This window comes from Taibaiella koreensis, from assembly GCF_003545715.1.
GTDB classification, from domain to species: Bacteria; Bacteroidota; Bacteroidia; order Chitinophagales; family Chitinophagaceae; genus Taibaiella; species Taibaiella koreensis.
The window spans coordinates 110,218-125,860 of record NZ_QVNU01000001.1 but is presented as its reverse complement, the minus strand read 5'-3'; the positions used below and the strand labels follow the sequence as shown (position 1 = coordinate 125,860).

General features: G+C 50.1%; 12 protein-coding genes. 3 read left to right on the top strand and 9 right to left on the bottom strand.

Annotated elements, in window-relative coordinates:
* Positions 1-41: 41 nt before the first annotated feature.
* The 7 genes from DZK30_RS00535 to DZK30_RS00505 all read right to left on the bottom strand — a co-directional run bounded on the left by DZK30_RS00535 (position 42) and on the right by DZK30_RS00505 (position 9,349).
* Positions 42-641 carry a T9SS type A sorting domain-containing protein gene (locus tag DZK30_RS00535; protein WP_118972136.1) on the bottom strand — a complete coding sequence of 200 codons (600 nt, stop codon included), beginning with the start codon at positions 639-641 and terminating at the stop codon, positions 42-44.
* 304 nt (positions 642-945) lie between these two features.
* The gene (locus DZK30_RS00530; protein WP_118972135.1) at positions 946-3,198 is read right to left on the bottom strand and encodes a reprolysin-like metallopeptidase; all 2,253 of its coding nucleotides are present in this window, start codon (positions 3,196-3,198) and stop codon (positions 946-948) included.
* Between the two features lie 106 nt (positions 3,199-3,304).
* Positions 3,305-3,688, bottom strand: a complete 384-nt coding sequence (locus tag DZK30_RS00525; RefSeq protein ID WP_118972134.1) for an RNA-binding S4 domain-containing protein — start codon at positions 3,686-3,688, stop codon at positions 3,305-3,307.
* Between the two features lie 53 nt (positions 3,689-3,741).
* Positions 3,742-4,419, bottom strand: a complete 678-nt coding sequence (gene ung, locus DZK30_RS00520) for a uracil-DNA glycosylase (protein ID WP_118972133.1) — start codon at positions 4,417-4,419, stop codon at positions 3,742-3,744.
* A 17-nt stretch (positions 4,420-4,436) separates the two neighbouring features.
* A complete protein-coding gene (recJ, locus tag DZK30_RS00515) occupies positions 4,437-6,152 on the bottom strand; it encodes a single-stranded-DNA-specific exonuclease RecJ (RefSeq protein WP_118972132.1) in 1,716 nt (571 codons plus the stop codon).
* A gap of 75 nt (positions 6,153-6,227) precedes the next feature.
* Positions 6,228-7,151, bottom strand: a complete 924-nt coding sequence (locus DZK30_RS00510; RefSeq protein ID WP_118972131.1) for a hypothetical protein — start codon at positions 7,149-7,151, stop codon at positions 6,228-6,230.
* A 98-nt stretch (positions 7,152-7,249) separates the two neighbouring features.
* Positions 7,250-9,349: a S41 family peptidase gene (locus DZK30_RS00505; protein ID WP_205529337.1), complete on the bottom strand. Its 2,100-nt coding sequence runs from the start codon at positions 9,347-9,349 to the stop codon at positions 7,250-7,252.
* Between the two features lie 406 nt (positions 9,350-9,755).
* Between DZK30_RS00505 and mutY the strand changes: the two genes are divergently transcribed.
* The 3 genes from mutY (at position 9,756) to gldE (ending at position 12,701) form a co-directional block, all read left to right on the top strand.
* Complete coding sequence (mutY, locus tag DZK30_RS00500; RefSeq protein ID WP_118972129.1) at positions 9,756-10,814, top strand: A/G-specific adenine glycosylase; 1,059 nt, start codon at positions 9,756-9,758, stop codon at positions 10,812-10,814.
* Positions 10,815-10,864: 50 nt separating this feature from the next.
* Positions 10,865-11,320, top strand: a complete 456-nt coding sequence (locus DZK30_RS00495; protein WP_118972128.1) for a single-stranded DNA-binding protein — start codon at positions 10,865-10,867, stop codon at positions 11,318-11,320.
* Positions 11,321-11,390: 70 nt separating this feature from the next.
* Positions 11,391-12,701, top strand: coding sequence for a gliding motility-associated protein GldE (gene gldE / locus DZK30_RS00490; protein WP_118972127.1), 1,311 nt, complete (start codon positions 11,391-11,393; stop codon positions 12,699-12,701).
* A gap of 86 nt (positions 12,702-12,787) precedes the next feature.
* Here the strand turns inward: gldE and DZK30_RS00485 are convergent, their stop codons facing one another.
* Both DZK30_RS00485 and DZK30_RS00480 read right to left on the bottom strand, forming a co-directional pair.
* Positions 12,788-12,988 (bottom strand): hypothetical protein, encoded by a 201-nt coding sequence (locus tag DZK30_RS00485; protein ID WP_118972126.1) that lies wholly within the window; start codon positions 12,986-12,988, stop codon positions 12,788-12,790.
* 162 nt (positions 12,989-13,150) lie between these two features.
* Positions 13,151-15,505 carry an efflux RND transporter permease subunit gene (locus tag DZK30_RS00480; RefSeq protein ID WP_118972125.1) on the bottom strand — a complete coding sequence of 785 codons (2,355 nt, stop codon included), beginning with the start codon at positions 15,503-15,505 and terminating at the stop codon, positions 13,151-13,153.
* Between the last annotated feature and the right edge of the window lie 138 nt (positions 15,506-15,643).

The following is a 15,643-nucleotide window of genomic DNA, read 5'->3' as shown; positions in this document are numbered from 1 at the left end:
TGGCTTTTCTTCCCTAAACAAACAAATCAACGTACAACTTCTTATCGATCAACGGTAAACTTACTAACGTAGTGTTTGCCGTCCTGGTTGATGTTCACAAAATAAAGGCCTTTCACCAGGGCGCTCACGTCGAGGCGTGCAGTTCCGCCATTGGTCGTGGCTTGCAGCAACTGCCGTCCGTTAACATCTGTAACGGTAACGATTGCCGGTCTGGTAGTGCTCTTTTGCGCTACCTGAAGCACATTACTGGCAGGATTGGGATAGATATCGAAAAGTGCACTAACGATCTCTCTGTCGGCGATACCGGCAGGTGCATTAACCGTAAATGTTCCCACCATACCTAAGGACGCATGCGGCGTACATACATAAGCATAATTGCCGGCCACTGATGGTACGTAAATAAAGGTGTTGCTTGACGGTGTGAGCGGGGCGTTCCAGGGTGCCGCTCCCGAGGGAATGGTAGTGCTGGTAGTGGTATGATCCATACCGCTTGCATAGACAAACTTAAGGGTGTCGCCCAGCGTGATGGTTACATTGGCCGGGTTAAAGACCAGGCCTGCCGCACTGATCGTAACGGTAGCCGCCTTTGCCGCGCCTACGGTCAGCAGCATAGCAGCCAGTAAAAATAGCTTTTGCTTCATAAAATCTGGTTGTAATGAGGTTAATTGGTTAGTATGATTTGCATGCAAGGTAACGAGTCAAATAGCCCAATCCTCATCAACAGGTCCTACGCCGGAAAACCACACGCTGAAGCGGGAATATTCAGGATTGAAGGATTATGGCCTGAGCCGCGCCCTTCTCCGGATAAAAAAAACAGGTAGCTAAAAAACCAACGGAGCCTCTGAGCATTGTATAAATGTTTAATGGTCTCCATAACGCTTCCGAATACAAAAGGGGCTGTCCTTACTTTTTGGACAGCCCCTTCCGGTAAAAATGTTTGTTCCTTTATTGCAATGCAACCTTGTGTGTTGTACGGGCGCCGGTATGTTCATCCAGCACCTGGATCAGGTAGTTGCCGCGCGCAAAGCCACCGGTATTGATCTCCGTACGGCCTTGGATGGTACCGTCCCATACACGCTGCCCTACGGCATTGTACATTACCGCTTTTAATGCATTGCCATTTTGCTTCTTGGTCAGCACATGGATCTTATCTGTAGCAGGATTGGGATAGAAGGCAAGGCTTTCGGCCAGCTGGACTTCCTCGATACCATTAGGATCGCCGTCGATGGCGATCAACCCCTGCCCCACATCGAAAAATACATTACCAGCGCCTTTTACCTTCACCCGTCCGGCTTCTGTCTTCAGATTGGGCGCCTTCACCTTATAGCTTCCGTTATTGGGAACATTTGCGGCCAGCTGATAGGGGAAGGTCGCACCATTGTCCAGGGAAAGATAGATATTCACCTCTTTGCATTTGACAGGATCGGCATCGGTGCCCGCTACCGACCAGGTCACTTCCACTTTCTCACCGGGAGGCCAGCTCACATCCGAACTGGGCGAAGTCACCCTGAAGTCGCTGGCGCCTCCGGCCACTTTAAGTCTTAAAACGCTATCAATGAAATTGAAGGTACCCCAGCCCTGGAATACGTTGCGGGCGGTAAGCTTGAAGCGTACGGTCCTTTCAACGCGGGGCAGACGCTCTCCGGCTGCTGTATAAGCTCCGGACAGTATGTTGGCCATGCTCGGGTAAGTCCTCAGTCTTGAAGTATCGGGGGCAAATGAGCGCATAATAGGGCCATCTGTGGCATTACCGTTGGCCGATTCAGTACCCTCGAAGTTACCCAGATCGTACTGCTCCCAGGAATAACGGATGCGTTCTGAAGAGTAAGGCGCTGTAGCGATGGGCGCCAGCAGCTCAAAAGGAGTATTCCCCGGAATACTGTAGCTATCTACAACAGCAGGCAGCGATACCACTGGTACCAGCGCATTCTGCCGCTCACCACAAGTGGATCCCTGTGCAACCAGGAAGGTGTTGATCTCGTTGAAGCTGCTTACATGGAAATAATCGGCGCCGGAGCCGGTATTGTTGGGCGTGCAGCCACCGGAATAAGACATTACGGAATTACCTGCACCAGGCTCATAGGCAGTAGTGGCATTACCATTGCCGGAACAGGACCCTGTACCCGCGCTGAAAGTATGATTGGAACCATACTGGTGTCCCATTTCGTGAAGGATAACATGGATATCGTCGGGGCCGGAAGAGGTGCTGGTACCGCTGGCCTTGCCGCCGCCACATACAGCAGCCAGTTGCGCCAGGCCACCGCCTGCCGTACACACGATATGACCGATATCGAAATTGGCAGCGCCAATCACATTGGTAATATTATTCTGCGCCTCGCCGATCAGGCAGTTTAACGCAGTGTTACAATTATATGGATCTGTGGTCGGGTCCACATACAGCACCTGGTCGTTGGTAGATACCAGCTTCATCGATACGGACAGTTCCCTTTCATAAAACCCGTTGACGCGGTTGACGGTAGTGATGATCTTACTAAGCACCTGCGGCACCGTGGCTGTAGGTCCTACGGCGCTCAATGCATATTCACCGGTACAGGACATCGCCAGGCGATAGAAACGTTTTACGCTTCCATTGGTCCGGGCTACGATCTTGCCCTCATCGTGGCCACCCACAATTACCGGAGTACCCTGGTCGGATGGCCCGAAGGCCTGACCTACGCGACAAGGCGCGCTGGGTACACCCGTGGGGGTATAATCTTTCTCCCGGAAAACGATATAGTAACCGTCGGCTGCGTTGCTATACGGATCGATTATATAGGCATTGTCGCCGTCGAACACATAGCCTGTAAACCCGAAGAGGGTCCACTCCAGCTTTGCCGTTACATTAGGATCATCAACTGCTTCGGCGGTAAAGGTCTGTATGTCAGGATAACGGTCGGCCAGGCCTTGCTCCATGGCCGGCGTTTTCCATACACGGAAGCTCCGCGAGGTATTGCCGGGATCGGGTAGTTGAATCTGCCTGCCCAGCTCATAGCTGTCCCCCAGCCCGAACAAGAACTGGTGCATGCCATCCTGGTTGAGCGTAAAAATCGTGTACTCCTTGGGGGCAACTGCCATCGGCAGGCGTGAAGGAGCGGTCTTTCCGTCGAATTTGCGCCAGTATTGATCGCTTCCGTAGCTTTGGGCGAAGGTCAGCATCATCAATGTCGCCGTCAGCCCCGTGAATAAATTTTTCTTCATGTTTATTGTGCTTATACCACCGTTTTTTTACGCTTAATTATTGTGGCAGATTCAATCACCAAGATAGTATTTTCCTGATAAAAAGTTGGGATATGAATCCTTTTTTTTACTTGTCAAGGAATTGGTCGAGGTCCCTGCGCTGTACTTTGGTCGGTCTTCCTACCTTGCTCTGCCGCTTACCGGTATAGAAGCTGGAACCCTGGCTACCCCCCGAATCCAGGTCTTCGGGCGGCGTAAGGTCCTTGTAAAACTGTTGTGCTTCCGAATAGGCTTTCCGCGTATGTAGCAGGCCGGTAACCTCAATCACCCATTTGCGCTCCTGCGCCCTGATCTCATATTCTTCGCCTACATGAACATGTTTCGAGGCCTTCACCGAAGTACCATTCATTTTTACTCGTCCGCTGTCGCAGGCGTCTGAAGCCTGGCCTCTTGTTTTGAATACCCTGATTGACCAGAGGTATTTGTCAATTCTCAGCTTTTCATTTTCCATTTTCCGTATAGTTTAATACACGCCCGGCGCTCACAAGTACCAGGCATAAGGCGTCAGGGTTCCAGCCGCCAGTCTATGGGCTGCTTCCCTTGTTGCTCCAGCAGCTTATTGGTCTTGCTAAAAGGCCTGGACCCAAAAAAGCCGGCCGTAGCAGAGAAGGGCGAGGGATGCGCCGCTTTGAGCACGAAGTGTTTGCTGGTATCCACCAGCGCTTCTTTTTGCTGGGCAAACTTGCCCCAAAGCAGGAATACCACTCCTTCTTTTTCTTCCGAGACTTTGCGGATCACGGCATCGGTAAATTGCTCCCAGCCTATTTTGCTGTGCGACATAGGCTTGCCGGCTTCCACCGTAAGTGAGGCGTTCAGCATCAGCAGACCCTGTTGTGCCCAATGCTCCAGGAAACCATGTCCCGGTGGGTCGATATCGAGATCGGCCTTCAACTCTTTGTACATATTTACGAGCGATGGCGGCACCGTAACGCCTTTGCGTACCGAAAAGCATAGCCCGTGCGCCTGCCCGGCCCCATGGTAGGGATCCTGTCCTAGCAGCACTGCCTTTACATTGTCGAAAGGCGTAAGGCTAAAGGCGCTAAATATCTCGGGGCCCGGAGGATAGATGATCTTACCCGCCGCCTTTTCCTCCTTCAGGAAATGGGCAATACCCTTAAAATAGTCTTTTTCAAATTCAGGGGCCAATACCCTGGCCCAGCTGGGGTCTATTTTTACATTCATGGATTCCGTTTCTGTTGCTATAATTCCGAAGGCCTGATGTCAATCACCTTCATCTGTATACTCTTGTTCCCGTTCCAGTCATTCTCATCTACCGTGTAGATGATATCGAAGGGCTGACCCGAAGCTACCACATCAAATTTACCAGCCATTCCAAAGCCGATGCCGGAAAGCACACAATCGGGCCCCTGGCTCACCACAAAGCGGATATGCATCTCCTTTACCACACGGCTATAGCCCTTATGATCTGCTACGCAGCGGCTCAGGAATACCGGGCGCAGATTGGTTGGTCCGAAGGGCTCAAACTGGCTTATGATATTGTAAAGGCCCGGTGTAATGTCTTTGAGCCGCACTTCTGCGTCTATCTCGATCTCCGGCTGCAGCGAGCCTGGCAGGATCGTTTCGCTGACCACCTGCTCAAACCGCCGGCTAAAGGCTTCCAGGTTCTCAGGTTGCAGGGTCATGCCCGCAGCGAAATAGTGCCCGCCGTAATTTTCCAGCAGATCGCCGCATTGGTGGATCGCTTCATAGATATTAAAACCAGTTACCGACCGGGCCGAACCCGTAACCTTACCATTCGATTCGGTCAGTACGATGGTGGGGCGGTAATAATGATCGATAAGCCGGGAGGCTACGATACCCACCACTCCTTTATGCCAGTGCGGGCGGAACAGAACAGTCGAGCGGCTGCCCGCCATGGCAATATCCTGCTGCAGAATGCCAAGGGCCTCGTCCGTCATGCTTTTGTCCACCTCTTTACGATCGAAATTATCGGCATGCAGAATCTCGGCCAATGCGCGTGAACGTTGCGGATCCTCCTCGATAAACAGCTCTATGGCTTTGCGCGCATCGTCCATACGGCCGGCGGCATTGATCCTTGGCGCCACAATGAAAACAAGATCGGATATGGTGAAGGAGCGGTTCATGCCCGCAATATCCTTGATGGTCCGCAGCGCCAGGCAGGGGTTATTGTTGGCCCGGACCATACCGTAGTAGGCCAATACACGGTTCTCACCATCCATAGGTACGATATCGGCGGCAATGCTGGTGGCCACAAGGTCCAGGTAACGCTCCGTCGCCTCATCGGGGAGGTCTGCCCGCGCGGCCAGCGCGCAAATAAGCTTGTAACCGATACCACAGCCACTCAGCTCCTTGTAAGGATAAGCACAGTCCGATTGTTTAGGGTTAAGGATCGCTACTGCTGCGGGCAGCTGATCTTCGTCGGGTGTATGGTGATCACAAACAATAATTTCGATACCGCGAGTAGCCGCGTAGGCTATTTTATCAGCCGATTTGATCCCGCAATCCAGCGTGATCATCAGCTGCACCCCTTCTGTGGCCGCAAAGTCGATCCCGGCCGAAGAAATGCCATATCCCTCGCGATAACGGTGCGGCACATAGTAAGTGATATCAATGTCAGGGTTATTTTTTTTCAGGAACGAATAAACAACAGCGACAGCGGTGGTACCATCGACATCGTAGTCGCCATATACCATGATCTTTTCCTTGTGTTCGATGGCCTTTTCAATCCGCGCTACAGCCTCCGGCATGCCTTTCATCAGGAAAGGATCGTGCAGGCGCGCCATCGAAGGTCTAAAAAACGCCTTAGCGCTGTCGTAGCCGAGAATGCCTCTTAAAGCCAGCAGCCGGCACAGTGCAGGATGGATCCGGAGATCTTTTTCTATTTGGGCAGCAACCGTTTCATCGACTTGTTTTAATTTCCATGTTTTCGTCATAGCGTTGATATCAAATCCTGCCGGTTACGGTTGGGTTGTGTTTTTCAAGAGGAGGGGAATGCGCTGCCGGAAGATTTAACCACCGTTCATTACCCCGTTGATGGGCGCCTGTCCATCCTGGAGCTTCAATACCGGTATGGCGTCTTTTACATAGCGGTAAACGTCGTTTTCAAGCCGCAGGCCATCCATTTGCCCAGTGGGTATGAAAGTGCTTTTGCGGTTGGGGTCGGCGATCTCGGAGCTGATACGGCTGAAGAGGATCATCTTTTTGGCATCATCGTAATTAAGATAGATCTGGGCATCTTTTTTATACTCCAGGATCAGGCGGCTTAGCTGCACCAATTGCTGCCCCCGATCGTCGGGCACTACAAATACCGGTGCGCCAAACAAGGGACCACGGGCGTCGAAGGAGAGCACGTCGATCAGCTTTTTGTTGCTGCTTAAACCGGCGGAGTTGAAGCCGAAGAGCAGGTATACCTTTTGTCCGGCAATATTCTGGCTGAGGATCTTATAATATTCGCAGCCATACCAGTGATCGCTGTTGAGTGTAGTTGTGGCCCCGTCTTTGTCCAGGTTGGCCGAAAAGTCCTTAAGCGGGTAAAAAACCTGTGTTTCGCCTGCCATTTGTATGGCGCCGTAGTAACGGCGCACATTTTCCGAAGGTGCGACGAGCCAGTTGAAGATGCGGAAACTTTTATCGTCGGCATTCAGAATATGGATCTTGCCTGCCAGGCGTGAGAAAGGATAGTCAAAAGAACCCGGCGTTTCAAAGGCTGCACGTAGCTTTTTCGTAAACCGGATACAAAAATCGATACGATCGTCGGGTACGGGCGCCTGTATCATGGAATCGGCCAGCACTACCAGCGAATCTTCCAGCCGCCCCAGCATTTCCTGGTCTTCTTTCGATAGCGGTGGCGTCCCCTTGTGGGCAAAAGCGGCCGGTCCGGCCAGGATTACGGATAAGAATAAAAGAACATAGAAAAACTTTCCTTTCTGCATCACCGCTAAGGATTTAAATCAACAAAAATAGTATGAAGGGTAAAGTTAAGGTAAATATCTTATCTCCGGAAGGCTCCGTTTGGCATTCCCCGCTTTCATTATCGCCCATCGTCAATATAAGATAACGCCCGTTCCAGCAATTCATCCCTGCCAGCTCTTATCCCCCCGATAGTAGGGTGGACCGGGATATCTATCTTGACACCGAGGCGTTGGGATTCTGTCCCATCGGGGTATAGAACACCGATCCCTGAAATCAGTGTAAAAATGCCACCCGGCAATCGTATTTCAGATACGTTCCCGTCTGCACCAGCGCTGGTTTCGCCTATTACGGCTGCGCCAGGCACTGTAGAAAGGGCCATAGTGGTAAACTCTGCCTGGCTTTGAGTATAGGAGTTGACCAGGATAGCGATACGGCCTTTGTAAGTCTCTTTGTCATCCCCGCCATTGGCGGTTGAATCACCGTACAAAAAGGCTCCGGGATGTGCAAAATCCACTCCCGTAAATTTCGCAAAAACAGAGGCTGATGGTTTTAGCCAGGCGCCATAATTATAAGCCATAGGAGCTGTCGGATAGCTACGTAGATCGATCACAATCCCTTTGGTTTGCCCCAAAGCTTTGCGTATAGTATCGATGCTTGTACTTCTAAGTTGTGCCGGAAATATATAACCAATATCGGGCCGTAGCAGTTCATGACTGGTCTTCACTCTATACTGCGGCCTGTCCTGTGCTCTTATTGCTTCGGAATATGGAAGCCGCATTACCTTTACTTTCCTGCGCTCTTGCTTTCCCTGCAAGCTTAATATAGCCGTACTATCATTACTTCTCAGAAGAAAGCCTCCACCCGCACTCATTGCAAACAACTGAGTACCGAAATTGGACGCCGCAGTATAAGGCAGGTACTTTTGCACCAGCCGGGCAACCGGGACCCCGTCGATCTTTTCGACAATATCGCCTACGGCTACCTGTTGCTTCACGCCGTCAGCATCGCCATAATATCCGATCACAACCAGTTTATTTTCCACGAACGTTGTGCGTATTGGCAGGATCATCTTTCCTTTCAGGGAATCCAGTGTAGGATTCTTTCCCCATATGTTGGCATGGGTATCATGTATACGGGCGATCAGCTTTAGACAGGCTAAGGTATAGCTGCCCAGATCGGAAGACTGTGCAAATGTCCGTATCTCATCGGCCAGTACGGCGTTCCAGTCTTTACCTATAAGATGTCGATTCGGGAAAAAATATTGTATAATTGACCAGTAGCGGTACAGGGATAGCAAACGCAAGCCGGCATCAGGACAGGGTTCTGCGAGATAATTCACTTCATGCGTAAAAACCGGATTATTGACATAGTCTCCCTGATCGACATAATAATGTTTTGAGGCGACGATATGATTGTCACGGATAAAGGCCAGCTTCCGGACCAGAGAGGCTGGAAAACAGCCTGGCATGAATAGGTAGCCGTAGTCAGCATCAACCTTTAGCGTTGCAGCAGCCTTGCCAATACAGTCATTACAAGATGCTACCGGACCCAGGCCATCGACCCATTGTTCCATGATTTTGTACGCTGCCGCAGCATCGGGTGCCCGCAAGATGCCCGGCAGCACTTTGAATAGCTCCGAATCCCAGTTAAAATTACCTTCGGCGATAGCCGGATGATAGTATTTCAAAAAACCCCAGAGCATACCTAGTTGCGTAAGCAGTCTGACATGCTTCCTGTCGGTTGGGATGTTGGTTATCCCGGACATTTGAAAAGCCGTAGTATCTTGCCATATCTCCGCCTTCAAAACGCGTTTAAGAGGGGCGTTTTCAATCAGTCGTTTGTCCAGATACAGCTGCAGATGGTCGACCCACATTTTCCCGCTGCCGGTAAGTTCAGCCCCCAGGTTAATAGCGACGGCTTTCCGTGAATTGTAAGGCAACCTGATCTCGTATTGTGTCCAGCCGGTATTGCCTGTAACACCCCGTCCACTCATGTCATCGAATTCCCTGGCGCCGCCTTTATTATCAACCCTCATCCATAACCTCGCATCTCCCCCACTTACATTCTCCGACCTCAGATATCCAGTAAGCGTAAGCGTATCGCCTTCATACAGCGGAGCAATGGTACAGGAGATTCCCGCGTAATCACCTTCTCCTCCTGCTTTGGTGATCGACAGGGATACACTGCCCTCTTGCCTGATCTTTTGATCAACAACCACTCGGCAATCTTTTCCATAACGTTCCCAGCGTCCAGGAAAGCTATCAGCATTTAGTTGTTCAAACCCTCCATTGATATGTATTGCGGTATCCTGCGCGCTGCACGTAAGGGTTGAAAAAAGGAACAAGCCGGCGACAATGCCTATCCAATGGGGTTCCGCAAGCCAGGGTATAAAGCTATGTTTCACTGAAGTCCAGATTTTAAGCCAGGCCGAACTTATATAAATTATTTCACCCATCAAAAATCCATCAACAAGTCTCGACCCAGATACGTTAGACTACAGGTACAAACGGGAAATACTTAGAAGTATATTTCCTGCTTTTATTTAGGTTTGCCGGCTGGAACCAAATGCACCACGGTAAAATAGCCGATTGTGCCCGCAACCATTTATACTTTACACCGAACTGATGACTGGCAGAACGAACGAGCGCATTTTTACAGAACTCCTGTTACAATGGCATTTTGAAGAGAATAACCGGGTGCTCCCTTGGAAGCAGGAGCAGGATGCCTACAAAATATGGCTCTCGGAGGTGATCCTGCAGCAGACCAGGGCCGACCAGGCGCTACCTTATTACGAACGCTTTACCGCTAAGTATCCTAACGTACACCTGCTGGCCAATGCCTCCGAAGACGAGGTATTCCGGCTGTGGCAGGGCCTTGGCTACTATAACCGCTGCCGCAATCTGCTGCACACGGCGCGCATGATCAGCAGGGAATATGATGGCCGCTTTCCCGATACTTACGAGCAAATACTGGCCCTGAAAGGTATCGGAGGCTATACAGCCGCTGCTATCGCCTCTTTTGCTTTCGGACTGCCTTATGCTGTGCTGGATGGCAATGTGTATCGTGTGCTGTCCCGTTATTTCGGCATCGATACGCCTATCGACAGCCCTGCCGGAAAGCAGGAATTCCAGGCGTTGGCTACCCGCCTGTTGCCGGCCGGCCAACCGGCGGCATTCAACCAGGCGATCATGGATTTCGGCGCCTCGGTATGCTCCCCCAAAGCGCCTGCCTGCACCGCCTGTCCATTGGCGCAAGATTGCTTTGCACGGAACAAGGACATGGTGAGCCAGCTTCCGGTCAAGGCCAAAAAACTAAAAATAAAGGAACGGCACCTGCATTATCTTGTTTTACATACCGGCCAGGAGGTTTACCTGCAGCAGCGTAAGGCCAAGGACATATGGCAGAACCTCTACGAATTCCTTCTTATCGAGTCGCCGCTCCCTTATACGGAAACGGAAACCTGGGCTATGCTGCAACCCTACCATCCGGCGCCGGCCGAAAGCGTGTTCCGGAACCGTCAGCGGCTTACGCATCAACTGATCGTTAGCGATTTCTACCTCATTTCCGTCGATGCCAAGCCCGGGCATCTGACCAATGGTCTTTGGGTTCCCAATGAGCACCTCAAGAATTATGCGTTCCCAAAAACAATTCTTTCTTTTTTTAACAGAAAAAAGTATTTTTAGATTCCCATCCTGAAAACGAGGGTCATTGATAACAGATAAATTGATTTAACATGAGAGGTGTCAACAAAGTAACATTGGTCGGAAACCTGGGACGTGACCCCGACATACAGTATATCGAAGGCGAGATACCGGTTGCAAAATTCCCACTGGCTACCACTGAAATGCGAAAGGAAAGAAATGGCAATGTAGTATCGGAGACGGAATGGCACACGGTTGTTTTATGGAGGGGCCTGGCAGAACTGGCCGGTAAGTACCTGCACAAAGGCAGCCTGGTATACATTGAAGGCCGGCTGCGGACAAGGACCTGGGAAGACAAAGACAAGAACCGCCGCTTTCAGACGGAGATCGTAGGTGAGAACCTGGTGATGTTGGAAAAGCGAAGGGATGGTGATCATGACAATACGCAGCAAGAAACAGTCAAAACCTCTTCAGCTTCAGACAATATTGATTTTGGATTTTCAAAAGATGAGAACGATATCGAAGGAAACACTACACTTCCCTTTTAAGTTGTCGCCGCATTAACGGCACAATCTTATATATTTGCCGCGCTATGGCACAAGCTACTGCACCAATCTTATGCACGAATCCTTTTCAGCAATTTTCCTGGATCCGGTAATTTTGCCTGCGACCCATGTTACCGGATTTGTTATCCTGATACTGGTATTGCTGTTCCTGGCGGCTATAGCCGCCGGCGCTGAGGTGGCTTTTTTTACCCTCACCGTCAAAGACATCAATTACCTCAAGACCAGGGAACAGCCCGGATCCCGGCAGGCCATCCAGCTCCTGGACGATCCCGATGTATTGCTATCTACACTAAGGGCCTCCAAGTATACGCTTGCCGTAGCGATCATTATTGCCGCCAATTATATGACCCATATTTTCCTGCCCCCGCTGGAGAATCCTTATTTATCTTTTGTGGTCAACCTGGTAGGCATCACCTTCCTGCTGCTGCTCTTCGGCGAGATATTGCCCAAAGTCTACGCCCGGCAGAACAACGTGCGACTGGCCCTCTTCGCGGCCCCCATCGTAAGGGTGATGTTCAGCATATTCCGTCCCGCAGCCAGCATGTTGACAGACTCCAACGAATACAGCGACAAAAAGAAAGCACGCAAAAAGCTGCTCGATATGGATAGCCGTGAGTTTGAGGAAACGGTAGAGCTGAGCATGGGACATACCGCTACCAAAGAAGAGGTCGACATTTTCAGAGGCATTATGAAATTTGGCAGCATCACGGTAAAGCAGATCATGCATCCCCGCCTCGACATAAGCGCTATGCGTGAAAGCTGGACCTTCCCCAAGGTAAGGGAAAAGATGCTGGCCGCGGGCTATTCCCGCATGCCCGTGTACAAAGCCAATATAGATGAGATCGTGGGCATGGTCTATACCAAAGACTTTCTTCCTTATACCGAGATCGACGATTTTGACTGGCATTCTCTCATCCGGCCGGCTTACTTCATCCATCAGCAAAAGCTGATCGAGGACCTGCTGCACGAGTTTCAGCAAAAGAGAAACCACTTCGCCATTGTTGTTGACGAATTTGGCGGCACATCCGGTATCGTCACCCTTGAAGATATTATGGAAGAGATCATCGGTGATATCCGCGATGAGTTTGACGAGGAGGAAATGAACTATCGCAAGATCGACGACGATAACTATATTTTCGAAGGCAAAATGCTGATCAACGATATGTGCCGCGTCATGGGCCTTTCCTTCGATACCTTCGACGAGGTACGGGGAGAAAGCGATTCGCTTGCCGGTCTGGTTCTGGAAATATCGGGAAAATTCCCCACCGTGAACGAAAGGATCAGCTACAATAATTTTGATTTTACGATCTTATCGATCGATAAGCTGCGCATTGGAAGGGTAAAAGTAGAACGCTCTGCCTGATCCTTCTGCCGTCAATAGAAAGGGGACGATGCTTCATGCGCATCGTCCCCTTTGTTTATCTATCATCTGATATCGGCAATATCAGTTTACTTCAGTTTACAATTGTCGCCCCAGGTAAAGGCTTCACAAGATAACTTGGCTTCCGGTTTACGGGCATCATTGATCTGAAATTCATAAGTTTTGTTGTTGGACGAGTCTGTGCAAACACAGGTCCAGTCCTTTTTACAGGAAGGCAGCACGATGGCTGCTGCAGCCGCAACAGTGATAAGGGTCAATATCTTTTTCATAAGGCATGTTTTACCTGGCAAAGATAGCCTATCTTCAAAAATATCCTATACGTAAAAAAAGACTAAAGACGGGTCTGAAATGGAACCTTAGCCTGAGCTGTAAAAAAAGCTCCGGAAAAAATTCCCCGGAGCCTTTTGATATCCTATTATGACAACTGAATCCTACAGCGTCTTCTTGCCACGGATATCACCCTTTTTCTTTTTGGCCTTATCCATCCACAGCAGCAATGCAGGCTGCAACGTAAGGTTGAAGATCATGGCCAGGAAGAGGGTGAGGGAAGTAAGATAGCCCAATGATTTGGTACCGTCAAACTCAGAAACGGCAAATACAGCAAAGCCGGCCATCAGGATAAGCGAAGTAAAGATGATGCTGAGACCGGTATCGTGAATGCTGCGCCGGACCGTTTGCTCGATGTCTTCATTATGCGTGGCCAGCTCCTGCTTGAAGTTGACCAGGAACCGGATGGTCACGTCGACTGTGATACCTAAGGCCACGCTGAACACCAATACGGTGGAAGGTTTCAGCGGTACATTCAGCCAGCCCATGATCCCGGCTGTAATGAGCAGCGGTACGATATTCGTTACCACGGCGATAAGTACAATACGCCAGTTGCGGAACAGCACGATCATACATACCAGGATCATGGCGAAAGCCCATATAAGACTATCGCGAAGGCTATTGATGATAAACTTGCTGCCTTCCAGGAAGGTGATGCTGGTACCGGTAAACGTAAGCTTGTACTGAGCGGTATCGAACAGCTGCTCGGCCTGTGGCTTGATTTTGTCGAGGAGCTTGGGCATCTCCACCGAGCCAATATCGGCCACGTTCACACTGATCCGCACATTCTGGATATTCGTATCTACAAAAGAATTCAGCAACTTGCTCATGGGATTGGGATTGTTGTTGTCCCGCTTACGCAGCATGCTGACAAGGTAAGGTTTCAACGCGCTGAACTCAAACTGGTCGGGCAAGCGGTATTCCTCTACTGCCCCACCCGAGAAGCCCTGGCGTGCAAACTTTATTCCTTTGATCAGGGTAAGTCCGCCGCCGATCTCGGGGCGGCTTTCCAGCATATTGGTAAGGGAGTCAAGCTTTTCCCAGGTCTCCAGCGAACCGAGGGCGCCGAATTTCTTTTTGGTATCGACGATGATCTCCAGTGGCATTACACCTTTGAAATTCTTTTCAAAGAATTTAAGGTCGGTATAAATCTTATCGGAGTGCGGCAAGTCGTCGACAATATGACCTACTGCTTTCAGCCGCAGCATACCTATAACAGATACCCCGCAAATGGCTATGGTAAACAGGTACAGCAGGCGGCGGTTGTGGAATACGAGCGTGCTTAGCGAATCCAGTAATTTGTTCATCCACTTGCTTTCGAGATAGCTTGTATGGCGGGTATTGGGCGCGGGCAGGAAACTGTAGACGGCCGGTATGAACACAAGGGATATAAAGAAAAGCCCCAGGATATTGATACCCGATACCAGGCCAAATTCTTTCAGGATCACGCTTTTGGTGAAGAAGAAGACGCCGAAGCCGATGGCCGCAGTAAGATTGGTAAACAAGGTCACGATACCCATTTTACCCACCATATTGCGCAGCGAAGGAATTTTGCTGTTCAGCTGTGCATATTCGGTATGGTACTTATTGAGGAAGTAAACGCAGTTGGGAATACCAATCACCACAACAAGGGGGGGAATTACCCCGGTAAGGATCGTGATCTTATAGCCCAGTAAAGCCAGGGTACCGAACGACCAGATGACGCCTATCGCCACTACGATCATCGAGGTAAGCACCGCGAGAATGGAACGGAAGAAAATGAGTAGAATAACGGCTGTAAGCGCAAAAGACAGCATCAGGAATACCCGCAGTTCATGCTGCACCTTGTTGGCCATTTGCGTACGGATATGGGGCAAGCCGGAATAATGTACCTCCAGGCGGTGCTTCTTGCCAAAGGCATCGCCCAGGGCTATGATCTCGTTGATCACACGGGTACGGTCTTTGGAAGCCAGGGTCTGTTTATTGATCCGGATGGCCATCACATAAGCATTGGTCTTATCGTTGTACAAAAGACCTTTGTAGAAAGGCAGGCTTTTGAACAGACCTTCCAGGCTATCTATTGCAGCAGGATCGGGATTGTCGGGAAATATCCGCAGCACATTCAATTTTTTGACGCTATCCTGCACCAGGGTGACGGCTGCCGGTATGCCCAGCACATTCTCCACTGACTTAACCTTACCGATGTCGCGCGACAGGGCAACATAATCCATGAATATTTCCGGCTTGAAAAGATCGGCTGTCTGCACACCGACCATCATGGTATTACCGTCTTCGCCAAACATGTTCCTGAATCTCTGATAATCCTGATACTTAGGATTGTCGGTAGGGATCGCGTTGGTGAAATCATAGCTCAGTTCCACCTTGGAAGCATAGTAGCCCATAACTCCGGTAACGGCAAACAATAAAACCAGCAACAGAATGCGGAAACGAAGTACAAAATCAGCGATGCGATGCCACATAGAGGGAGATAAATTTGAATGACAAAAATCACTTGCCATTACAAGATATTGATAGATAAATAATTAACAATTCAATTGATGACAATCTATGATAAGAAAAGTTCAAATGGGTGCGCAAAAGTACGCAATGAAATGCTT